At 53.6% G+C, this 22835-nt stretch carries 17 protein-coding genes and 2 pseudogenes; 5 read left to right on the forward strand and 14 right to left on the reverse strand.

Translation table 11 applies throughout. The features are described from left to right. Positions 1-108: 108 nt before the first annotated feature. Together relA and rlmD are read right to left on the reverse strand one after the other, a co-directional pair. Positions 109-2337, reverse strand: a pseudogene (relA, locus tag BG55_RS13800) (GTP diphosphokinase). 13 nt (positions 2338-2350) lie between these two features. Next, the gene (gene rlmD / locus BG55_RS13805; protein ID WP_034938505.1) at positions 2351-3685 is read right to left on the reverse strand and encodes a 23S rRNA (uracil(1939)-C(5))-methyltransferase RlmD; all 1335 of its coding nucleotides are present in this window, start codon (positions 3683-3685) and stop codon (positions 2351-2353) included. A gap of 111 nt (positions 3686-3796) precedes the next feature. On the opposite strand from rlmD, the gene barA reads away from it, so the two are divergent. After that, positions 3797-6520, forward strand: a complete 2724-nt coding sequence (barA, locus tag BG55_RS13810) for a two-component sensor histidine kinase BarA (RefSeq protein WP_034938506.1) — start codon at positions 3797-3799, stop codon at positions 6518-6520. A gap of 55 nt (positions 6521-6575) precedes the next feature. On the opposite strand, the gene BG55_RS13815 is transcribed toward barA, so the two are convergent. The 6 genes from BG55_RS13815 to BG55_RS13840 form a co-directional block, all read right to left on the reverse strand. Continuing rightward, the gene (locus tag BG55_RS13815; protein WP_034938508.1) at positions 6576-7724 is read right to left on the reverse strand and encodes a glycerate kinase; all 1149 of its coding nucleotides are present in this window, start codon (positions 7722-7724) and stop codon (positions 6576-6578) included. A 77-nt stretch (positions 7725-7801) separates the two neighbouring features. Beyond that, a complete protein-coding gene (gene garR / locus BG55_RS13820; protein ID WP_034938509.1) occupies positions 7802-8686 on the reverse strand; it encodes a 2-hydroxy-3-oxopropionate reductase in 885 nt (294 codons plus the stop codon). Positions 8687-8708: 22 nt separating this feature from the next. Beyond that, positions 8709-9479, reverse strand: a complete 771-nt coding sequence (gene garL / locus BG55_RS13825) for a 2-dehydro-3-deoxyglucarate aldolase (RefSeq protein WP_034938511.1) — start codon at positions 9477-9479, stop codon at positions 8709-8711. 19 nt (positions 9480-9498) lie between these two features. Continuing rightward, positions 9499-10839, reverse strand: coding sequence for a glucarate dehydratase (gudD, locus tag BG55_RS13830; RefSeq protein WP_034938512.1), 1341 nt, complete (start codon positions 10837-10839; stop codon positions 9499-9501). Between the two features lie 27 nt (positions 10840-10866). After that, positions 10867-12204 (reverse strand): glucarate dehydratase family protein, encoded by a 1338-nt coding sequence (locus BG55_RS13835; RefSeq protein WP_034938514.1) that lies wholly within the window; start codon positions 12202-12204, stop codon positions 10867-10869. A 9-nt stretch (positions 12205-12213) separates the two neighbouring features. Then, entirely contained in the window at positions 12214-13557 is a 1344-nt protein-coding gene (locus tag BG55_RS13840; protein WP_034938515.1) for an MFS transporter, read from the reverse strand. Between the two features lie 513 nt (positions 13558-14070). Between BG55_RS13840 and garD the strand changes: the two genes are divergently transcribed. Further along, on the forward strand, positions 14071-15630 hold the full coding sequence (gene garD, locus BG55_RS13845) for a galactarate dehydratase (RefSeq protein ID WP_034938518.1): 1560 nt from the start codon (positions 14071-14073) through the stop codon (positions 15628-15630). A 45-nt stretch (positions 15631-15675) separates the two neighbouring features. On the opposite strand, the gene BG55_RS13850 is transcribed toward garD, so the two are convergent. From BG55_RS13850 to syd, 4 genes are all read right to left on the reverse strand, one after another. Then, positions 15676-16125, reverse strand: a complete 450-nt coding sequence (locus BG55_RS13850) for a flavodoxin (protein ID WP_034938519.1) — start codon at positions 16123-16125, stop codon at positions 15676-15678. Between the two features lie 103 nt (positions 16126-16228). Continuing rightward, a complete protein-coding gene (truC, locus tag BG55_RS13855; RefSeq protein WP_052018858.1) occupies positions 16229-17050 on the reverse strand; it encodes a tRNA pseudouridine(65) synthase TruC in 822 nt (273 codons plus the stop codon). After that, a complete protein-coding gene (locus BG55_RS13860) occupies positions 17050-17376 on the reverse strand; it encodes a YqcC family protein (RefSeq protein ID WP_034938521.1) in 327 nt (108 codons plus the stop codon). The genes truC and BG55_RS13860 overlap by 1 nt, the downstream gene beginning before the upstream one ends. Before the next feature lie 568 nt (positions 17377-17944). After that, entirely contained in the window at positions 17945-18508 is a 564-nt protein-coding gene (gene syd / locus BG55_RS13865) for a SecY-interacting protein (protein ID WP_034938523.1), read from the reverse strand. A gap of 127 nt (positions 18509-18635) precedes the next feature. Here syd and queF point away from each other — a divergent pair. The 3 genes and pseudogenes from queF to xni form a co-directional block, all read left to right on the forward strand. Further along, positions 18636-18801 (forward strand): annotated as a pseudogene (gene queF, locus BG55_RS23525) (NADPH-dependent 7-cyano-7-deazaguanine reductase QueF); the annotation flags it as partial. Between the two features lie 308 nt (positions 18802-19109). After that, on the forward strand, positions 19110-20468 hold the full coding sequence (gene ppnN, locus BG55_RS13870) for a nucleotide 5'-monophosphate nucleosidase PpnN (protein ID WP_034938524.1): 1359 nt from the start codon (positions 19110-19112) through the stop codon (positions 20466-20468). A gap of 43 nt (positions 20469-20511) precedes the next feature. Beyond that, positions 20512-21297, forward strand: a complete 786-nt coding sequence (gene xni, locus BG55_RS13875) for a flap endonuclease Xni (protein WP_034938526.1) — start codon at positions 20512-20514, stop codon at positions 21295-21297. An 18-nt stretch (positions 21298-21315) separates the two neighbouring features. On the opposite strand, the gene rlmM is transcribed toward xni, so the two are convergent. Both rlmM and BG55_RS13885 read right to left on the reverse strand, forming a co-directional pair. Continuing rightward, a complete protein-coding gene (gene rlmM, locus BG55_RS13880) occupies positions 21316-22416 on the reverse strand; it encodes a 23S rRNA (cytidine(2498)-2'-O)-methyltransferase RlmM (protein WP_034938528.1) in 1101 nt (366 codons plus the stop codon). Further along, a complete protein-coding gene (locus tag BG55_RS13885) occupies positions 22409-22804 on the reverse strand; it encodes a DUF423 domain-containing protein (protein WP_034938530.1) in 396 nt (131 codons plus the stop codon). The genes rlmM and BG55_RS13885 overlap by 8 nt, the downstream gene beginning before the upstream one ends. Positions 22805-22835: the final 31 nt, after the last annotated feature.

Consider the following 22835-nt stretch of genomic DNA (forward strand, 5'->3'; position numbering starts at 1 on the left):
TGTGGACCCGGCCCGCTGGCAAACCGCCAGCGCGTTATCCCCCTGGCCACATATCGGTGTCGGTGACCAGGGGAAGCACTCGCCGGAGGCGACAGCGCCGCGTTAAAATCAATGCAACCTTTTGGCGTCGATAATATCCGGCACCTGATTGAGCCGTGCCAGTACCCGGCCCAGTACCTGCTGGTTATAAATTTCAATATCCATATCAATGGTCGCCAGCTGTTTTTTGGTATCGCTTCTGCTGGAGACGCCCAGCACGTTGACCTTTTCATTAGCCAGAATCGTGGTGATATCACGCAGCAGGCCGCTGCGGTCGTTGGCAGTAACGCGCACCACCAGCGAATAGCCGCTGGAATAACTTTCTCCCCAGACCGCATCAACGATACGTTCGGGCGCATTGGTCATCAGCTCGCTCAGCTGGTCACAGTCAGCACGATGGATGGAAATACCACGGCCGTGGGTGATAAAACCAACAATTTCATCACCTGGAATAGGCAAACAGCAACGGGCGATGTGGTGCATCAGGTTACCCACGCCTTCCACCACCACCCTGCCACTCTCTTTACTGCGCGGTGCTGCCGATTTCTGCGTCAGCTGACGCAAGGCTTCACGATCTTCTTCTTCTGCGCTGGGCTTATTCAGTTTAGATTGCAGGAAGTTAGTCATCTGGTTCAGGCGAATATCGCCGCCACCAATTGCCGCCAGCAGCTCATCCAGCGAGTTAAAGTTATAACGCGGCAGCAGCAGTTTTTCGGCCTCTTTCAGGCTGATATCCAGGCTTGCCAGCTCGCTGTCGAGGATCTGCCGCCCCGCGACAATATTTTTGTCGCGATCCTGCTTGCGGAACCAGGCATGAATTTTTGAGCGTCCACGGCTGTTAGTAATGTAGCCAAGATTGGGATTCAGCCAGTCGCGGCTTGGGTTGGGTTGTTTCTGGGTGATGATATCGATCTGATCGCCCATCTGTAACTGATAGGTAAAAGGCACAATGCGACCGCCAATTTTCGCACCGATGCAGCGGTGTCCAATGTCGCTGTGAATATGATAAGCAAAATCCAGCGGCGTGGATCCGGCAGGCAGATCAACCACGTCGCCTTTTGGCGTAAACACATAGACGCGATCATCAAAAACCTGACTGCGCACTTCATCCAGCATTTCGCCGGAATCAGACATCTCCTCCTGCCAGGCAATCAGCTTACGTAGCCAGGCGATCCGCTCTTCATGACCTGATGCGCCACGGGCGCTACCGACGGAGCCGCCCTCTTTATACTTCTAGTGTGCGGCCACGCCCAGTTCGGCATCTTCATGCATCTGTCGGGTACGGATCTGAATTTCCACCGTTTTACCCTTTGGCCCCAGCACAACGGTATGAATCGACTGATAGCCATTAGGTTTTGGATTGGCGACATAGTCGTCGAATTCACTGGGCAGATGGCGATAGAGGGTGTGCACAATCCCCAGCGCTCCATAGCAATCCTGCAAGCGTTCCGCCACGATACGCACTGCCCGCACGTCAAACAGCTCATCAAAAGTCAGCGACTTTTTCTGCATTTTGCGCCAGATGCTGTAGATGTGTTTGGGACGACCATATACCTCGGCCTTTACACCCTCTTTAACGATTTCGGTGCGCAACGACTGCACGAAAGTGTCGATGTACTGTTCACGATCGATTCTTCGCTCGTGCAACAGCCTGGCAATGCGCTTGTATTCATCCGGATGCAGATAACGGAAGCAGAAATCCTCCAGCTCCCATTTCAATTGCCCGATACCCAGGCGATTGGCCAGCGGCGCATAAATATTGGTGCACTCTTTGGCTGCCAGCACCCGTTCATCTTCCGGGGCATCCTTTACTTCACGCAGGTGGGCGATACGTTCAGCGAGCTTGATGACCACACAGCGGAAATCTTCCACCATCGCCAGCAACATACGACGAACATTATCGACCTGTTCCGACGCCATCGAGTCGTTATGCGTGGCTTTAAGCTGGCGAATAGCATCCATATCACGCACGCCATGAACCAGCGAGACGATAGCTTTACCAAATTTCTCTTCCAGCACCGCTTCCGACACGACGTTGGCATCCGCCAACGGGAACAGCAGGGCTGCACGTAAACTTTCGCTGTCCATGCTCAGCATCGAGAGGATTTCCACCATCTCCACGCCGCGCCACAGCAGGAGCGCCGCATCCGCATGGTGCTGCGTCGCCTCCTGACAATAACGCCAGGTATCGGCCAGTCGTTCACATGACTGCTGGTTGGAGATCCCTAAACTGCTTATCCATTGATCGAGAGCAAACTCGCCAGCCGTGTTCAGATGTGCACTTCTTACCGCAACCATAACCTCTCCTGGCTTACTCCCGCTCGGGAGCCTGTTTTCGGCTAAATAACACCATGGACTCCACGTGCCCGGTATGCGGAAACATATCAAGCAGCGAAACCCTTTCCAATTGATAACCGGATGCCAGAAGTTTCTGGCTATCCTGGGCAAGTGTAGTCGGATTACAGGAAACATAGACCACGTTTTGCGGGGCAAGTTTAACGATGTGAGACATCACTGCCGCCGCTCCCGCACGGGCTGGATCCAGTAAAACTTTATTAAATCCTCTGGCAGCCCAGGGCTGCTTAACTACGTCTTCTTCCAGATTGTGCTGAAAGAAATCAATATTATTCAGATTATTTCTGTCGGCATTACGGGCCGCCTGGCTGACTAATGCCGCTATCCCTTCCACACCGGTGACATTTTCAACCCGCTTTCCTGCCGGAAGCGTGAAATTACCCATACCGCAAAACAGATCCAGTAACCTGTCTTCCGGTTGGAGGTCCAGCCATTCCAGAGCCTGAGCGACCATCTGTTGATTCAGTTCACCATTAATCTGGATGAAATCACGAGGGCTGAATGTCAGTGTAAGACCATCGATACGATAAAAGGGCATCTCGCCGTTAACCTGAATCAGTGTATCGCTGTCTGGCGCAAGAAACAGGGCGACCTGATGATTATGCGAAAAGCGTTCCAGTTTTTGCTGGTCCACATGGTCCAGCGTATCAAGATGGCGCAGAACCAGCAGCGGACCATTATCCGCCAGCACCAGTTCGACATGCCCCAGACGCCGGACAGCCTGCAAACTGTTCAGCAACTGATGCAATGGCAGGAGCAACGCATTAAGCTCGGGCTTCAAAACGGGGCATTGGGTCACCGGGACCAGATCGCTGGAAGCAGCCTGACGAAATCCCATCTGCAACGTCTGACTGCGCTTATCATAATTCAGGCTTAGCCGCGCCCGCCGACGGTAACCATAAGCCGGGCCCGAAATAATGCTGTCGAGGGTAACATCATGGCCAGTTTGCTGACTGAGCAGGCGGACCAGTGCGCTGGCTTTACTTTGTTGTTGCAGCTCAGGTGCAGCATGTTGCAGCTGGCAACCGCCACAGCGCGAAAAATGTGGACAACGTGGCACCACACGCTGCGGGCTGGCAGAGAGAATTCGTGTTGCCTTACCGCGCGCCCAGGCACTCTTCTGCTGGGTAATTTCGACTTCTACCTGCTCACCGGGCAATGCACCACTGATAAACAGCGCTTTACCCTCTATCCGTCCGACACCCTGTCCCAAACCATCCAGCTCATTAACTGTCACAGTGATGATCTGGCGGGTCGTCACGCGCCGTTTTGCAGAGTAGAATTGCGCCATTATTCAGTTTCATCCGGAAAAGAGTTAGCAGGAAAGCGTGCGTAGCCTACACCAGCGATCAAAAAAATTCGACCTGTGTAGCCCGGACGGGCAGCGCACTACAGGACCATTATGACCAAATACAGCCTGCGGGCGCGCATGATAATTTTGATTCTGGCTCCCACGCTAATGATTGGGCTTCTGCTCAGTACCTTCTTTATCGTGCATCGCTACAACGAATTGCAGCATCAGCTGGTCGATGCCGGGGCGAATATTATTGAGCCGCTGGCCACCGCCAGCGAATATGGCATGACCTTTCACAGCAAAACATCTGTTTATCAGCTCATCAGCCTGTTACACCGCCGCCATTCCGGTATTGTTCGGGTGATTGCTGTATTTGACGCGCAGAATCAGCTGTTTGTCACCTCTAATTATCATCTGAACGTTGAAAAACTGCGCATGCCGGAAGGCACCCGGTTTGTTTCCGCCTACACCAAAGAGCGCCAGGGAAATTCGGTTATTTTACGCACCCCAATTCTTGCTGAAAGTTATTATCCTGATGAGTCGCCGGATGAAAATGCCAAACCAGACCATAATCCGCTGGGCTATGTAGCCATTGAACTGGACCTACAGTCAGTCAGATTACAGCAGTATAAAGAAGTGTTTGTCTCCACCCTGTTACTGCTGTTCTGTTTGTGTCTGGCTATGCTGTTTGCCTACCGGCTGATGCGCGATGTCACCGGACCAATACGTAATATGGTCAACACCGTTGATCGCATCCGCCGTGGGCAGCTCGACAGCCGGGTCACGGGACATATGCTTGGCGAGCTGGATATGCTGAAAAACGGCATCAATTCTATGGCCATGTCGTTAACGGCTTATCACGAAGAGATGCTGCAAAATATCGACCAGGCGACCTCCGATCTGCGGGAAACCCTGGAGCAGATGGAGATTCAGAATGTGGAGCTGGATCTCGCCAAGAAGCGAGCACAGGAAGCCGCCCGCATTAAATCTGAATTTCTTGCCAATATGTCTCATGAACTGCGCACGCCCCTTAATGGCGTGATTGGTTTTACCCGACAGACGTTAAAAACCACGCTGAACGCCACCCAACGCGACTATCTGCACACGATTGAACGTTCTGCTAATAATCTGTTGAGCATCATCAATGACGTGCTTGATTTCTCCAAACTGGAGGTGGGAAAACTGGTGCTGGAAACCATTCCTTTCCCCTTACGCGCGACGCTGGATGAGGTCGTGGTGCTGCTGGCGCAGTCTGCCCACGAAAAAGGTCTGGAATTAACGCTGAATATTCAGCATGACGTGCCGGATAATGCCATTGGCGATCCGCTACGTCTGCAACAAATCATCGTTAATCTGCTGGGGAATGCCATCAAGTTCACCGAGCACGGCAATATCGACATCCGCGTGGAAAAACGCTCGATGAGTAATAACCGGGTCGATCTGGAGGTACAGATCCACGATACCGGGATAGGTATTGCCGAGAAGCAGCAGTCGCAACTTTTCCAGGCCTTCCGCCAGGCTGACGCCAGCATATCCAGACGGCACGGTGGAACCGGGCTGGGCCTGGTGATCACCCAGAAGCTGGTTAACGAAATGGGCGGTGAGAGCTCGTTCCACAGCCGACTCAACCAGGGGTCAACATTCTGGTTTCATATTAATCTGGCGCTCAATCCGAATGCCGCAAGCGATCCCCGCGCCGTCGACTGTTTGCAGGGTAAAAGCCTGGCTTACGTCGAGGCCAATCCGGCAGCCGCGCAAGCCACCCAGGATCTGCTGGCTGCCACCCGCATGAATGTCAGCCACAACGCCACACTGGAGGGTCTGCCCGGCGAGCATTATGACGTCCTGTTGATGGGTTTGCCGGTAAGCAGACAGCCGGAGCATGAAATCGCCAGTCATGAACTGCTACCGGCGCTGAAACGTGCTGATAGTGTGATTATGGCTCTGCCCTGTCAGATGCAGGTTTACGCCGAAGACCTGAAAGCACGCGGCGTGAGCGCCTGCCTGATAAAACCCGTATCCCTGTCGCGTTTGCTGCCGGTACTGCTGGAAAATCACCTGCGCGATGCAGAATACCGACCAGAGAAGCAGCGTCTGCCTCTGACCGTGATGGCAGTGGATGATAATCCCGCCAATCTCAAACTCATCGGCGCATTGCTGGAAGAACAGGTTGAGCATATCGTTCTTTGCGACAACGGAATTACCGCTATTCAGGAGGCACAAAAGCAGGCGCTGGATATTATTCTGATGGATATTCAGATGCCGGAAATTGATGGCATCCGCACCAGTGAGCTGATCCGTGAACTGCCGCAACATCATTCCACCCCGATTGTCGCCGTCACCGCCCATGCACTGGATGGTGAACAGGAGCACCTGTTTAACGTTGGCATGATCGATTATCTCGCCAAACCTATAGATGAAATTAAGCTGCGCCATTTGCTGTCGCGTTACTCACCGGCTCCGGTCAGCAAAGTACCGACGGTTTCCGCTTCTCTGGACTGGAATCTGGCACTGCGTCAGGCAGCCAACAAAGAAGTTCTGGCGCTTGATCTGCTGCAAATGCTGGTCGATTTCCTGCCCGATGTGCAGATGCTGGTTGAACGCCATATGCGAGAAAATAATACGGAAGGCTTGCTCGATATCATTCATAAACTTCACGGCAGTGCCAGCTACAGCGGCGTTCCCAGACTCAAGAAGCTTTGCCAGCAACTGGAGCAGAACCTGCGGGCAAATAACAGTATTGAAGCGGTGGAGCCTGAGCTGCTGGAGCTGCTGGATGAAACAGAGAATGTGGGCAGGCTGGCAAAAGAGAGGTTGGGATTAGCACAATGAAGAACCGGTACTCCGGGGCGGAACAGCCTCCGCCCTGCCGTGCTTTTTCGTCAGATTACTCCATCCGGATGCTGTTACCGATGGCGATAGCCGCCGCAATATTACGCGCAGCCATCCTCACATTGGCAGCCGCATCTGACAGCGCATCTTCCAGCTTACAAATTCGGTAAATGACACTAAAAACGGCATCCAGACCATGCTGATGAACCACGGCCACATCCGCAGTCAGACTACCGGCAATGCCAATGACCGGCTTGTTATAACGCTTCGCCACCTTCGCCACGCCAATCGGCACTTTGCCATGAATGGTCTGACTGTCAATGCGTCCTTCTCCGGTGATCACCAGGCTGGCATCTTTCACCAGCCGATCCAGACCTAATGCTTCGGTCACTATCTCCACTCCCCGGCGCAACTCTGCCTGACAGAAGGCATGTAACCCGGCCCCCATGCCACCGGCAGCCCCGCCCCCCGCAAGAGACAATACGTCAATGTCCAGTTCGCGATGGATGACTTCAGCATAGTGGGCCAGGGCCCGATCCAACTGTTGCACACGCTCCGGCGTCGCGCCTTTTTGCGGGCCGAATACTGCCGATGCGCCCTCCTCTCCCAGCAACGGATTACTGACATCACAGGCAATCTCAAAGCGACAGTTTTTAATCCGCGGGTCAAAATCCTGCATATCGATAGCCGCCAGCTCTGGCAGCTGTCCACCGCCGTAACCAATCTGCCGTCCCTGCCTGTCCAGCAGCTTTGCCCCCAACGCCTGAACCATCCCTGCACCACCATCGTTAGTGGCGCTGCCGCCAATACCAATAATGAAGTGTTCAACCCCTTTATCCAGTGCGCTTCGTATCAGCTCTCCGGTGCCATAAGACGTGGTTATCCAGGGATCGCGACGGGCTGCGGGAACCAGTTCCAGTCCACTGGCAGCCGCCATTTCAATAAAGGCGCAACTTTTATCCCCGGACAAGCCGTAAAATGCCTCCACCGGCTCGCCCAACGGACCGGTGACCTGAAGGCAGATCACACTGCCGCTGGTCGCCGCGACCATCGCCTCAACCGTGCCTTCACCCCCATCGGCCACCGGCAATTTGACGTAGTCTGCATCAGGAAAAATTTCACGGAATCCCAACTCAATCTGCGTGGCAACCTGCTGGGCGGAAAGACTCTCTTTATATGAATCCGGTGCGATTACTATTTTCATACAGTATCCGTGCGCTGTTGAACTAACCCGAACAAAGCGGGCACAGGGTGCGGCCCGGTATCAGCCGGGCCACGCTGTTATTTACTGATTTCAACTTTGGCTAATTTCTCGTAGTAACAGGCCAGCGCGCTGTGATCGGCGGTGCCCAGCCCATCGGCGCGCAGTGCCTGCATCATCTCCATCACTGCGGCGGTTAATGGCAACTGAGCGCCCACGCCATGTGAGGTATCCAGCGCGTTAGCCAGGTCTTTGATATGCAAATCGATGCGGAAACCCGGTTTGAAGTTGCGATCCATTACCATTGGCGCTTTCGCATCCAGTACGGTACTGCCTGCCAGTCCACCACGGATGGCCTGATAGACCAGGTCCGGATTAACACCGGCTTTCGTCGCCAGCGTCAGGGCTTCAGACATCGCAGCGATGTTCAGCGCCACAATCACCTGATTCGCCAGCTTGGTGACGTTACCCGCACCGATTTCACCAGTATGCACCACCGATCCGGCCATCGCTTTCATAATGTCGTAGCATTGATCGAACAGCGCCTTATCGCCGCCCACCATCACCGACAGCGTACCGTCGATGGCTTTTGGCTCACCGCCGCTAACGGGCGCGTCCAGTAAGGCAATGCCTTTTTTCGCCAGTTCAGCATGAATTTCACGGCTGGCCAGCGGCGCGATTGAGCTCATATCGATAATCACCGTTCCCGATTTCGCCCCCTGAATCACGCTCTCTTCACCCAGCACCACCTCTTTCACCTGGGGTGAATTGGGCAGCATGGTGATGATCACCTCACACTGTTCAGCGACGGCTTTTGCCGATCCGGCAACCGTGGCACCCAGCTGTTCCAACTCCGCTTCATTTTCCCGATTATTGTCGCGTACCACCAGACTGTATCCGGCTTTCAGCAGGTTTTTACTCATGGGTTTGCCCATGATGCCCAGTCCAATAAAACCAATTTTCATGATATTTCTCCTGAAGGGTGGATTATTTTTTGAAGCGATCGCACAAAGCCTGGGTGGCTCCACGGAAGACACCCACATCGCTGCCTACCGCCACAAAGCCGGCCCCCCATTCCAGATAACGGCGGGCATCAGCCTCTACCGGTGCCAGAATGCCGCTGGGTTTCCCTGCCGCTTTCGCCCGTTCAAAAATATGTTTAATCACTTTCAGCACTTCCGGATGTGCCGGCTGGCCGAGATAGCCTAACGCCGCCGAAAGATCGCCCGGCCCGACAAAAATCCCGTCCACGCCGTCAATCGCGGCGATAGCGTCAATGTTGTCCACCGCCTGTTGTGTTTCAATCTGCACCAGCACAGTGATGTTTTCATTGATGGTCAGGTTGTAATCCGGCACGGTGCCATACATGTTGCTGCGATGAGAAACGGAGACGCCACGAATACCCAGTGGGGGATAACGGGTGGAGGCCACGGCCCGCGCCGCTTCCTCTGCGGTTTCCACAAAGGGGATAAGAAAGTTGGAAAAACCGATGTCCAACAATCGCTTGATAATCACCGGCTCGTTGCAGGGCGGCCGCACCACCGGCGCGCTGACGCTCCCCTTGAGCGCCATCAACTGCGGAACAAAGGTGGTAATATCGTTGGGCGCATGTTCCCCGTCCAGCACCAGCCAGTCAAAACCGGCCAGTCCCAGAATTTCAGTGGTAACCGGATTAGCCAGCGCACACCAGCTGCCGATTAAAGTCTCTCCGGCCAGCAGTCGCTGACGAAAACTGTTAGGGGTATTGACGTAGCTCATCACACTCTCCTGAAAAAAGTTAGCGCACCAGACAAGGGCGTTTGTTGTCGAAGGTCCAGTCCGGCACCAGGAACTGCATCGCCTGTGCATCATCACGTGCGCCAAGCCCGTGCTGTTGATACAGCTGATGCGCCTTCATCACCTGGTCCATATCCAGTTCAACACCCAGTCCCGGTTTTTGCGGAACCTCAACCTGGCCGCCTTTGATTTGCAGCGGCTGGCGAGTCAGACGTTGATTGCCTTCCTGCCAGATCCAGTGGGTGTCAATAGCGGTGATTTTGCCGGGCGCAGCGGCAGCAACGTGAGTGAACATCGCCAGCGAGATATCAAAGTGGTTATTGGAGTGAGAACCCCAGGTCAGCCCGAAATCGTGGCACATCTGCGCCACGCGCACGGAGCCCTGCATGGTCCAGAAGTGAGGATCGGCCAGCGGGATATCGACGGATTGCAATGAAAGCGTGTGTCCCATCTGCCGCCAGTCAGTGGCAATCATATTGGTGGCCGTCGGCAGACCCGTAGCACGGCGAAACTCTGCCATCACTTCCCGTCCGGAATAGCCCTGCTCAGCACCACAGGGATCTTCTGCATAAGCCAGCACGCCGCGCAGCGATTTGCCCAGTTCAATCGCCTCATTCAGTGACCAGGCACCATTGGGATCGAGGGTGATACGCGCCTCAGGAAAGCGTTTCGCCAGTGCGGTGACCGCCTCGGCTTCTTCATTGCCTGCCAGTACGCCTCCCTTCAGTTTGAAATCATTAAAGCCGTATTTCTCATACGCCGCTTCGGCCAGCCGGACCACACGCTCCGGGCTGAGCGCTTCTTCATGCCGCAAACGATACCAGTCGCACTTTTCATCTGCCTGACTCTGGTAGGGCAACGAGGTTTTACGGCGGTCACCGAGATAAAACAGATAACCCAGCATTTCAACCTGACGACGTTGCTGCCCGTCACCCAACAGAGAGGCAACATTGACTCCCAGATGCTGCCCCAGCAGATCGAGCAGCGCAGCCTCAATTCCCGTCACCACATGAATGGTGGTGCGCAGATCAAAAGTCTGATTACCGCGCCCGCCCGCATCTCGGTCGGCAAAGGTGTTGCGCACCAGGCTTAGCAGATTTTTATATTCACCGATGGTATGGCCCGTCACCAGCGATGCCGCGTCTTCCAGGGTCTGACGGATTTTTTCACCGCCGGGAATTTCTCCCACGCCGGTATGGCCGGAGTTATCTTTAATAATGACAATGTTACGGGTGAAAAATGGCGCATGGGCACCGCTCAGGTTAAGCAACATACTGTCGTACCCGGCAACGGGGATCACCTGCATTTCGGTGATCTTCGGCGTACTTATAGCTTGATTCATAAAGCGTTCCTTTTGAAGAATCGGGGGTTAACGCCCAAAAACCGGGCGCTTGCGATCGAATGTCCAGCCAGGGATCAGGTATTGCATGGCGACGGCATCGTTACGCGAGCCGCCCGCCAGCGTCTTATACAGCGCATGTGCCTGCTCCAGCCTTGCCCAGTCCAGCTCCACACCCAGACCAGGGGCATCCGGGACGGCAATTCTGCCGTTTACTATCTTCAGCGGTTCTCTGGTCAGACGTTGATTGCCCTCCTGCCAGACCCAGTGCGTATCGATTGCCGTAGGTTTGCCCGGCGCGGCAGCGCCTACATGGGTGAACATCGCCAGTGATATATCGAAGTGGTTATTAGAGTGACATCCCCAGGTCAGGCCCCATTCATCACAGAGCTGAGCGACTCGCACCGCACCGCTCAGCGTCCAGAAATGTGGGTCGGCCAGCGGAATATCGACCGCATTCAGCTGCACCGCATGGTTCATCTCACGCCAGTTAGTGGCAATCATATTGGTGGCGACCGGCAGCCCGGTGGCCCGCCGGAATTCGGCCATCACTTCCCGCCCTGAATAGCCCTGCTCCGCACCACAGGGATCTTCGGCGTAGCTGAGCACCCCCTGTAAGTCTTTGCACAGCGCAATCGCTTCATCCAGCAGCCAGGCGCCGTTGGGATCAACGGTAATACGGGCGTCAGGGAAGCGTTTTTTTAATGCCTTGGCGGTTTCAATTTCCTGTTCACCCGGTAAAACGCCACCTTTGAGTTTGAAGTCTTTGAAGCCGTATTTGTCCTGCGCAGCTTCCGCCAGCCGCACCACAGCAGCACTGTCCAGCGCCTGCTGATGCCGCAGGTGATACCACGCATGACCGCTCTGTTCGCCTGCCAGATAAGGCAGATCGGTTTTCTCGCGATCGCCGATATAGAACAGATAACCCAACACCGTCACTTCATCACGCTGTTTACCTGGCCCCAGCAGTTCTGCCACCGGTACATTCAGGCACTGTCCGAGCAGATCCAACAGCGCGGCCTCCAGCGCGGCCACCGCATTAACCCGCAGTTCGAAAGTCCAGGCTCCCTTACCAAAGGTATCGAAATCCGCCGTCTGATTGCCGCGGTGAACCCGTTGCACCAGGCTGTTCATCCGCGCCACCTCACTCCCCTGCACCAGGGGAACGGCGGCCAGCAACGTCTGATAAATGGTTTCTCCCCCCGGCGCTTCGCCCACGCCGGTATGTCCCGCACTGTCGGTCAGCACCACGATATTGCGGGTAAAATAAGCACCATGTGCGCCGCCGATATTCAGCAGCATACTGTCATGACCCGCCACCGGAATAACTTTCATATCAGTGATAACCGGGCTGCTTTGCGTGTTCATATCGCGTCCTCAGAGGGGTTTCAGCTCAATGCGTTTGATATCTTTCACCAGAACCAGATAGCTCAACACGGCGACGAAAGCATGGATACCGACATAAATCAGCGCGCCGTTGTAAGAGCCGGTGGTGGCGATGATATAGCCGATAGCAATTGGCGTGATGATGCCGGAGATGTTGCCGAACATATTGAATAACCCACCACTGAGGCCGCTGATCTCTTTCGGTGCGGTATCTGCCATCACTGCCCAACCCAGCGCACCGATGCCTTTACCGAAGAAGGCCAGCGCCATAAAGAACACCACCACCCATTCGGTATCGACGTAGTTACACACCACCATGGAAATCGACAGCAACATGCCCAGCACGATGGGCGTTTTGCGGGCAATATTCAGCGAGCCGGTTTTGCGCATCAGCCAGTCGGAGATAATCCCTCCCAGTACGCCACCAAGAAAACCGCAGATGGCCGGTATCGAAGCCACCATCCCGGCTTTGAGGATCGACATACCCCGAGCCTGCACCAGGTAAACAGGAAACCAGGTAATAAAGAAGTAGGTCAGGGCATTGATACAGTACTGGCCGAGATAGATACCAATCATCATTCTGGAGCCAATTAGCTGTTTGATTTGATACATTTTTTCAGCCCAGCTGACTTTACGCGCCTCTTTTTTCTGATCCATATTAATCAGCGCGCCACCCTGCTCCATGTACTCCAGTTCCGCTTTGTTCACCCCTGGATGATCGTTAGGGTCACGGATAACCCGCAGCCAGATAAAGCTGAGAATGATGCCAAGGCCCCCCATAAACCAGAACACGTGCGCCCAGCCGACGGCAGAGACCAGCCAGCCCATGATCGGGGCGAAAATCACCGTGGCGAAATACTGAGCCGAGTTAAAAATAGCCACGGCGGTGCCGCGTTCCTGGGCCGGAAACCAGGCGGCGACAATGCGGCTGTTACCGGGGAAAGAGGGAGCTTCTGCCAGACCGACCAGAAAGCGCAGCATAAAAAGCACGGCGATAACGGTAAAACCACTCAGCAGATCGACAAACCCCTGAAGCAGGGTGAACAAAGACCAGAGGAAGATACTCCAGAAATAAACCCGTCGTGATCCAAAACGGTCCAGCAGCCAGCCGCCAGGGATCTGGCCGATAACATAAGCCCATGAGAAGGCAGAAAAGATATAACCCAGACCGACCGGATCAAGACCTATCTCTTTCGACATTGCCGATCCGGCAATAGCGATAGTTGCCCGATCGCCATAATTAAACGAGGTGACAATAAACAGCATCACCACTATCCAGTAGCGGGCATTAGTTCTTTTTTGCACGTTGCTCGCCGTACCAGTGATTGAATTCATGATGCACTCCTGAAATATAGCCCGCAGGCTACCTGCACTCTGAACTGCATACACATCGCGTTGGGTATCAGAATGATGTTGGGTTAAACACAGCGATTAATATTTACTGGCAGAAAAGTTAAAACGCAGCGTGGCAATCCATCGTCAGTGGAGAGAAGTATAAAAACCGGGAAGCTGGAACACATCGGAATAACGCACAACTAAACCGATACAAAACGGATAATATTATTGCACTTGCACAATACATTGCGGGATGGCTCACGTAACGTCGTTAATCTGCGGGGCCAGTCACACTCTGGTGTGCTTTGTGAGGGTTATCACTGAAACCTGTTCTTACGCCAGAAAAAGTATCGCCGTCTCAGGCCATTTGTCAGACATTTGCATAATGTTTTTGCGCCTTTGCCTTTTTATACTGTTCAAAGCAGAAAGGTTTAAAACGCTGGCGAGCCATCATCGTTGTTCAGGGAAAGATAAAAACGCCCCTACATTCATTTAGTCAGGACTTGTCGAGCAATGAACAACTCAAGAAATGATCCCCCACTCTATATTCAGGTGCATGAAAACGACAATGTTGCCATCGTGGTCAATAATAATGGCCTCCCGGCGGGCACGGAATTTCCCTGTGGCCTGCGCCTGAAAGAACATATTCCGCAGGGCCATAAAGTGGCATTGCAGGATATATCCCACGGCGGCAACATTGTGCGTTATGGCGAGATTATCGGGTATGCCGTGCGGGATATTGCCCGTGGTAGCTGGATCGATGAATCGCTGGTGCTGCTGCCGGAAGCGCCCGCGCTCTCCAGCCTGCCTCTGGCCAGCAATATTCCGCCAACCCTGCCCCCCCTCACCGGCTATACCTTTGAAGGCTATCGTAATGCCGATGGCAGCGTAGGCACGCGAAATCTGCTCGGCATCACCACCAGCGTACATTGTGTGGCGGGGGTGGTGGATTATGTGGTGAAAATCATTGAGCGTCAGTTACTTCCGCGTTATCCGAATGTCGATGGCGTGGTGGCGTTAAATCATTTATATGGCTGTGGTGTGGCGATCAACGCCCCGGCTGCGGTGGTGCCAATCCGTACCATCCACAATCTGGCGCTCAACGCCAATTTTGGCGGTGAGGTAATGATTGTCAGCCTGGGGTGTGAAAAGTTACAGCCGGAAAGACTGCTGGAAGGCACACCGGATGTGCAGGCCATTTCACTGGGTGAAGAAGATGTGGTTCGCCTTCAGGACGAGAAACACATTGGCTTTGAATCCATGGTGGACGATATTCTTCAGGTCGCGGAGCGCCATTTACAACGTCTCAATCGACGTCAGCGTGAAACCGTTCCGGCTTCTGAGCTGATTGTCGGGATGCAGTGCGGTGGCAGCGATGCGTTTTCCGGCGTGACCGCCAATCCCTCGGTCGGATTTGCTTCGGATCTGCTGGTACGCTGTGGTGCCACGGTAATGTTCTCAGAGGTGACAGAAGTACGGGATGCCGTTCATCTGCTGACCCCAAGAGTGATCAACGAAGAGGTGGGACAGCGCCTGCTGGAAGAGATGGCCTGGTATGATGACTATCTGAACATGGGCAAAACCGATCGCAGTGCTAATCCCTCCCCCGGAAATAAAAAAGGCGGTCTGGCAAACGTGGTGGAAAAAGCCCTGGGCTCCATCGCCAAATCAGGCCGCAGCCCGATTGTGGAAGTCCTCTCCCCCGGACAACGCCCCACTAAGCGCGGATTAATTTATGCTGCCACGCCAGCCAGCGATTTTGTCTGTGGTACACAACAGATGGCATCCGGCATCACGTTACAGGTGTTTACCACCGGACGCGGCACCCCTTACGGGCTGGCGGTCATACCGGTGATCAAAATGGCTACCCGCACTGCGCTGGCTGACAGATGGCATGATTTGATGGACATCAATGCGGGCACTATCGCTACGGGAGAGGAAAGCATTGAACAGGTTGGCTGGAGGCTGTTTGAACTGATTCTGGATATTGCCAGCGGCCGAAAACAGACCTGGTCTGACCGCTGGGGAATTCATAACGCGCTGTCGGTGTTTAATCCTGCACCGGTAACCTGAAAAAAGCATTGCAGCAGGCCACCAGTCCGGAGCAGAGCAGTGGCATTAACCGAGGCGCTTTGCCCATTGTTCAACCCAGGGCGAAGTCACTTCTTCCGGTTCCGGATTTTCGCTGGCATCCACCATCAGCACTTCTGCCACGCGCTGTGCAGCATGTTCCTGCAACAGCGCATCGAACTTTTTGCCACCGCCACAAAAATCATCATAGCTGCTGTCGCCAAGGGCTATCACGCCATAACGCAGCGTCGGCTGATGCCCCAGCGTCTCTCTGATACTGTGAAACAGCGGCGCAATACTGTCAGGCAAATCGCCCTGGCCGGTAGTGGAGGTGATCACCAACGCAACCTGATCGCTGTAGCGCTGCCAGTCTTCAAGCGTGGGATCTTCAAAAATTTTAACCTGATGGCCCTGCTCAGCCAGTAACGGCTCTGCTTCTTCAGCTACCAGCAAAGCATTACCGTAAACTGTGCCAACAAAAATACCTATCTGAGCCATGCTTTTCTCCTGTGCTGGCGCTTATGCCCTTCATACTTCAGTTTGCAGATGCCCTGACTGCACGACGCACCCCGGCCACTTACCTGAGTAAGCTCCCGGGGATTTACTCGCTGGCCGTCTTGCTGCAACCCAAATTCTTTTGGCTGGATGTTGAGGCTTTATCCTGAAGATAAACCGATGCAAACTCAACCCCGGCTGGATGGGGGAAGCAATCCTGCCAGCCAAAGGCGTTAATCATATTCTGCCAGACAGCATCCATCCCGGCGCGCAATCGCAGCGTTTCACCGGTGACAGGATGCGTCAGATGCAACTCACTGGCATGCAACATCAGCCGGTTCATACCGAAGTTCTGTGCAGCATGGCGATTCTGTCGCAGATCGCCGTGCGCCGTATCGCCAATAATCGGATGACGAAGATACCGCATATGTCGGCGCAACTGATGCTTACGCCCAGTCTGCGGTAGCAGTTCGGTAAGTGTGTAGCGCGAAGTCTGATAGCGACTGACCGGCACCGGCAGCTCCGCCGTGGCCAGAGTACGCCAGTGGGTTACCGCAGGCTGCGGTGCTTTATCGGGTTGCGCGAATTTGTCGGCTATTTTGTCGACCTGTTCGCTCAGGGGATAGTCCAGCGTATCCTTACCCGACAGCCATCCCCTGACCACCGCATGATAGACCTTCTGCATCTGGTGCTGAGCAAACTGTTCTGATAGTTGACGGGCAACTTCGCTCGACAGTGCCAGCAGCAGCACTCCGGAGGTGGGCCTGTCCAGACGGTGAACGGTATATACGTGCCGACCAATCTGATCCCGAAGCGTTTGCATCACAAACACCGTTTCATGGCGGTCCAGCCAGCTACGGTGTACCAGCCAGCCAGCGGGTTTGTTAACTGCAACCAGCCATTCATCCTGATAGATAATTTCCAACATCAGGAATGCGACTCAAAAAGTTGATCCATCTGGTTCAGAGCATGCAACAACGTCGCCCGGCACGGGATCTCCCCTTCCAGCGCAACCTCAAAATAAGGTGCAATAGCCAGCTTAGCCGGCAACTCTGCCCCGGCACAAAGCAGGGCATCCATCCTTGCCAGAAAAACCCATTGCAGCCACTGCAATGGCATCATGGTATCAACGCAAAAGGGCTCCTGGCTTTCAAAGGCCGCAGCGTTTGGGGCGCAGGTTTGCCACAGCCCGGCGTCCTGTAAAATTTCTTCAATTGCTACCAGGCATTGCCTGACCTGCGTTTCGCGGCTCATCAGCCCTCTCCTCTGGGTTTACAGCTGGCTGCCAGCATACCATTCTCCATCAGCAGCGGTAAAAAGTACCGACGAAAAAAAGGGAGCACTGTAATAACAGTGCTCCCGATTCGTTCGCAACCATCCCGCTACATTAATGCTCCCTGCTCGTCCTTGATAACTTTGTCCTTAAATGTTTCCTACAACTCACCATCAATGGTGATATTCCCTGAGCATCCTGCCTCACTATCTATACTGATAGCTCTCATTCTCCATCCTGGAGGTGTCCCTTATCTCGTCCTGAGATGTTCCTGTTCTTCGTCCTGAAGACTATCCCTGCGTCATCATCCAGATGTGTCCTGATTCATTCCATGAATCACAGCATCCTTTCCGATGAGAGGTATTCTGCCCTAATATGATAAGCAAACAATACGGGTCACATCCGTTTTTGATTAAAATAGTATTTTTACAAAATAATACTGTAAACAAGATTATGATTTACAATGTTTTTAATCAAAAAGCTTGAGAACATTCCGCCCGTTAAATAGCGATCTCTTACAATCCATGTAAGACATATCTCACAAATTCATCAGCAGTTTTCCGCAGAATTGACTGAATTTCTTAATAATGAAAGAAAATCAATGAGATTCGGGGCCAGTACGTTGCGCTTTTTTGTTCCCGTCTTTTCCAGCACCACTTCACCTGTGAGATTACATACCGCAATCACCTCCTGCTCGCTGGCGGATGTCGCGATAAACAGCGTCGGAGAAAGTTTCAGGCGACGTTGCATAACCAGGTGCCCAATCAAATTTTCCTGTAAACGTAGAAAATCTTCTTCGCTCCATGTTTGCAGCAGCGTATACATTTGCCCTGCCAGAGTAACAGTCATATCACCGGAAAATTGCGCTGTATACCAGTCAACCACTGATGGCTGAATACGCAATTCCATTGCACGCTCAACTGCATCAAGATTTTTTGCCAGAGTAAAAGGCTGTGGCAGCCAGAAAACCTGATCGTCACAGCTGCTTTGTATGCAGGGCGATGGCACACCGTACAAATCACGGCTGGCAGGAGGGTGTCCACAGATACGCTGCCAGTCTTCGCAATAGCCCCGGGTAAAATCGGTCAGGGCGCGGGTCGTCTCTTCAGTCATTATTTTTTTCACTCCTGGTGGCCTGAGTTTCACTAAGGCGATGCTCATCCTGGCAGTCGGATCGATAGTGTCCGCTTGCCAACAATTTTTTCACTCTACCTGCTGGTAGCAGGCCGCAAGGTAAACCATGTCTTTACAGGATACAAATCGGACGGTGAATGGTCTGACGCCGGGAAAACCGACAGAATATCACGATATTTATCAACCCTTTTACTGCAAGCCGTGCCACGACGTTTGAACCGTGAAACCCCCGCCTCTTTCCTGAAAGCTTACCCTTTCAGGGTGCCAACATCTGAGCGCTATATGAACTGTCCTGGCTGAATGCACGGGGCGTGTCACAGGTGGCGGCCTTGATATTAATCCGTGGCGAAGCAATGGAATATTCAAACCCGCACGATCCCTTCTGGTACGTCAGTGATTGACTGCATTTTGCGTACCGTTACGCATAAGCACAAGGTACGCTATTGTTAAACCCTGCTGTACAACGCTACTCTGAGAGTGGGCTAAGGTTTTCCTGCCCACGGAAATTTCCTCTTCACGACGAGAACGCCTTGCTGTCGTCGGGAGTGACTACTGCCCGGAGGGGTATAAAGGAGTTAAATTGATTACACAAATCAGCCCGTTAGGCTCAATGGATCTGCTTTCCCAGCTGGAAGTCGACATGCTGAAAAGAACCGCCAGCAGCGACCTCTATCAACTGTTTCGCAACTGTTCTCTTGCCGTACTTAACTCCGGCAGCCAGACCGACAGCAGTCATGAATTGCTCTCCCGCTTTGAAAATTTCGATATCAACGTGTTACGGCGCGAACGCGGCGTCAAACTTGAACTGCTCAATCCCCCGGAAGAAGCCTTTGTCGATGGGCGGATTATCCGTTCGTTGCAGGCCAACCTGTTTGCCGTCCTGCGCGATATTCTGTTTGTAAATGGTCAGATCGACAGCGCCGCGCAGTATCAGAACAGTGATGACCCGGTACATATTACCAACCTGGTATTCTCCATCCTGCGTAATGCCAGAGCGCTGCATGTTGGAGAAGAACCGAATACCGTGGTCTGCTGGGGCGGACACTCAATTAATGACATCGAATACCAGTATTGCCGTAAGGTCGGTTCCCAGCTTGGCCTGCGCGAGCTTAATATCTGTACCGGCTGTGGGCCCGGTGTCATGGAAGCGCCGATGAAAGGGGCGGCGGTGGGTCATGCACAACAGCGCTACAAAGAAGGACGTTTTATTGGCCTGACTGAACCGTCAATTATCGCCGCCGAGCCGCCGAATCCGCTGGTTAACGAACTGATCATCATGCCGGATATTGAGAAGCGACTGGAAGCGTTTGTGCGTATTGCGCACGGTATCATCATCTTTCCTGGCGGGGTGGGCACCGCTGAAGAGCTGCTCTACCTGCTGGGCATTATGATGAATCCGGAGAACCACAATCAGGTGCTACCGCTGATACTGACCGGACCGAAGGAGAGTGCAGACTATTTCCGGGTAATGGATGAATTTATCGTCAACACCCTGGGGGAAGCCGCTCGCCAGCACTACACCATCATTATTGATGATGCGCCTGAAGTCGCTCGCCTGATGAAAAAGGCCATGCCGAAAGTTAAAGAACATCGTCGTGAAACGGGTGATGCCTACAGTTTTAACTGGGCAATACGCATTGCGCCAGACCTTCAGGTGCCGTTTGTGCCAACGCATGAAAACATGGCTAACCTGAATCTTTCACCTGACCAGCCTGCCGAGCAGCTTGCCGCCGCCCTGCGTCGGGCTTTCTCCGGAATTGTGGCCGGAAACGTCAAGGATGTGGGTATCCGGGCGATCAAAGAGAAAGGACGTTACAAAATTCATGGCGACCCGGAAATCATGCGCCGTATGGACGATTTGTTACAGGGATTTGTTGCCCAGCACCGCATGAAGCTGCCGGGAACCGCTTACATCCCCTGCTACGAAATCATTAAATAACTTCAACCCGGGGCGGCATCAGCCGCTCCCTTATTAGCCGATCATGACTATTCATTTGTTAATTGTTGATGCATTGAATTTGATCCGCCGTATTCATGCGGTTCAGGGATCGCCCTGCCTGCAAAGCTGTGTTCAGGCGCTGCAACAGCTGATTGTGCACAGCCAGCCCAGCCATGCCGTGGCGGTATTTGATGATGATGACCGCCACCAGAGTTGGCGTCATCAGCTGCTGCCGGATTACAAAGCAGGAAGAACCCCGATGCCAGAAACGCTACGGGAAGAGATGCCCCGGCTGCGTGACGCCTTCGCTGCGGCAGGCGTAAACTGCTGGCACGCTCCCGGCGAAGAGGCAGACGATCTGGCCGCCACGCTGGCGACAAAAGTGGTCACCAGCGGTCACCAGGCGACCATTGTCTCTACCGATAAAGGCTATTGTCAGTTAGTGGCACCGACTATCCGCATCCGGGACTACTTCCAGAAACGCTGGCTGGATGTGCCTTTTATCAGCAATGAGTTTGGCGTAAGCCCGGCACAACTTGTCGATTACTGGGGACTGGCCGGGATTAGCAGCAGCAAAATTCCCGGAGTAGCAGGTATTGGGGCTAAAAGTGCGGCTCAGCTGCTTCAGCAATTTGGTACGCTGGATGCGCTCTATGAAAACCTGCCTGCGGTGGCCGAAAAATGGCGCAACAAGCTGGAGAAAAATCGTGAGATGGCGCTAATCTGCCGCCAGGTTGCCAGGCTGAAAACCGACCTGGAACTGACAGGCAACCTGAAAGAACTCCGGCTGAATCCCATTCCTCTTCAGGCTGACCCGTTCAGCAACTGAGTTAATTGTGCATGGCCGTCATCGTTCGTCACGACGGCCCGGGGTTGCCCCCCAAATCCGCCGGATATGTACTGTGACTTCCTCTCGGTCATGGTAAAGCTGGCGAGCCTGAATCTGTGCGTTAATACCGTTGGCTTTCAGCTTCTCATTGATCATCGCCAGATTTTGCGTCACTTCTTCATAACGCTTTTTCATCGGCAGCTTCAGGTTAAATATCGTTTCACGGCACCAGCCATTAACCAGCCAGTCCGCTATCAGGTTAGCGACACGCACCGGTTTCTCCACCATATCGCAAACCAGCCAGTAAATGTTGTTGCGCGTGGGACGATATTTAAAACCGTCTTCACGGTGATGGAAAACCTGCCCGCTATCCATCAGGGCTGGAGCCATCGGCCCATTATCCACGGCGTGGACCATCATGCTGCGTTTGACCAGTTGATAAGTCCATCCACCGGGACAGGCCCCCAGATCGACCGCATACATGCCGCTGCCCAACCGCTCATCCCATTCGTCGGCAGGAATAAAAACGTGAAACGCCTCTTCCAGCTTCAACGTAGAGCGACTGGGCGCATCCGCCGGAAATTTCAGCCGGGGAATCCCCATAAAGAACGGCGAATTATTCTGCGTCAGCGAGTAGCCGACGTAGCAGCACCCCGGAGCAATGAAGAAGACATGTACCACCGGACGCTTTGAATTTTCGTGATTAAGCAGCACACCAGCAGCACGCAGAGAACTGCGCAACGGGACGGTGAATTTCCGGCAGAACTTTAACAGCTCTTTGCTCTCATTGGTGTCTGGCACCTCAACGCGCAGCTCTCCGCCTTTTTCCACGTTGCCGTTCAACGCCGCCGTTATCGGTGTTACCCGATCATCCGGGGGCAGGTCACGTAATAACTCCCCCACGACAATCATCTGGCGGGAAAAGATCAGTTCGCTGAACGGCAGCTCGCCGATAAGCTTTTCTGCGTCCTGCGGCTGATAGCACTCAAACAGCACGTAACCCGACTCTTCTTTAACCCTGGCAAAGCCGAAAACCTCACGTGCTGCGGCTCTGGCCGTAATTTCTGCCGCACACTCTTTTTCAAAGCCCTGGCGGCAGTAAAGTAAAATTTTATTCATGGCCCATCGCCTTTTTTTTCAGACGCAGCGCGCCAACTAACATTAATATCCAGCCCACCAGAAAACAGGTGCCACCTACAGGGGTCACATAAACCCACAATCGCAGGTGAGAGAGCGCCAGGCAGTAGAGACTGCCACTGAATAACACCGTTCCCAGCGCCAGAAACGCGCTGCTCCAGTAAAACCAGATATTGGCCCGGCGCAGCATGGCAGCCGCTATTCCCAGAATAGCCAGAGTGTGAAATCCCTGATACTCCAGGCCGGTTTTCAGCCAGGCCATTTCACTCGCACCCAGCGATTTACTCAGCACATGAGCACCAAATGCCCCCAGCATCACAAACATAAATCCACTGATGGCTGAAAAAATCAGCATTGCACGACTCGACATTGACTCATCCTCAAAGATTGCCTGCACCGCA

It is taken from the genome of Erwinia mallotivora, from assembly GCF_000590885.1.
In the GTDB taxonomy this organism is placed as follows: domain Bacteria; phylum Pseudomonadota; class Gammaproteobacteria; order Enterobacterales; family Enterobacteriaceae; genus Erwinia; species Erwinia mallotivora.

Coding starts and splice junctions, on each gene's coding strand:
- xni (WP_034938526.1), top strand. CDS start 20,512: ATGACTATTCATTTGTTAATTGTTGATGCATTGAATTTGATCCGCCGT.
- syd (WP_034938523.1), bottom strand. CDS start 18,508: ATGACTGAAGAGACGACCCGCGCCCTGACCGATTTTACCCGGGGCTAT.
- garD (WP_034938518.1), top strand. CDS start 14,071: ATGAACAACTCAAGAAATGATCCCCCACTCTATATTCAGGTGCATGAA.
- barA (WP_034938506.1), top strand. CDS start 3,797: ATGACCAAATACAGCCTGCGGGCGCGCATGATAATTTTGATTCTGGCT.
- BG55_RS13815 (WP_034938508.1), bottom strand. CDS start 7,724: ATGAAAATAGTAATCGCACCGGATTCATATAAAGAGAGTCTTTCCGCC.
- truC (WP_052018858.1), bottom strand. CDS start 17,050: ATGTTGGAAATTATCTATCAGGATGAATGGCTGGTTGCAGTTAACAAA.
- BG55_RS13840 (WP_034938515.1), bottom strand. CDS start 13,557: ATGAATTCAATCACTGGTACGGCGAGCAACGTGCAAAAAAGAACTAAT.
- BG55_RS13835 (WP_034938514.1), bottom strand. CDS start 12,204: ATGAACACGCAAAGCAGCCCGGTTATCACTGATATGAAAGTTATTCCG.
- rlmD (WP_034938505.1), bottom strand. CDS start 3,685: ATGGCGCAATTCTACTCTGCAAAACGGCGCGTGACGACCCGCCAGATC.
- BG55_RS13885 (WP_034938530.1), bottom strand. CDS start 22,804: ATGTCGAGTCGTGCAATGCTGATTTTTTCAGCCATCAGTGGATTTATG.
- garR (WP_034938509.1), bottom strand. CDS start 8,686: ATGAAAATTGGTTTTATTGGACTGGGCATCATGGGCAAACCCATGAGT.
- BG55_RS13860 (WP_034938521.1), bottom strand. CDS start 17,376: ATGAGCCGCGAAACGCAGGTCAGGCAATGCCTGGTAGCAATTGAAGAA.
- BG55_RS13850 (WP_034938519.1), bottom strand. CDS start 16,125: ATGGCTCAGATAGGTATTTTTGTTGGCACAGTTTACGGTAATGCTTTG.
- rlmM (WP_034938528.1), bottom strand. CDS start 22,416: ATGAATAAAATTTTACTTTACTGCCGCCAGGGCTTTGAAAAAGAGTGT.
- garL (WP_034938511.1), bottom strand. CDS start 9,479: ATGAGCTACGTCAATACCCCTAACAGTTTTCGTCAGCGACTGCTGGCC.
- gudD (WP_034938512.1), bottom strand. CDS start 10,839: ATGAATCAAGCTATAAGTACGCCGAAGATCACCGAAATGCAGGTGATC.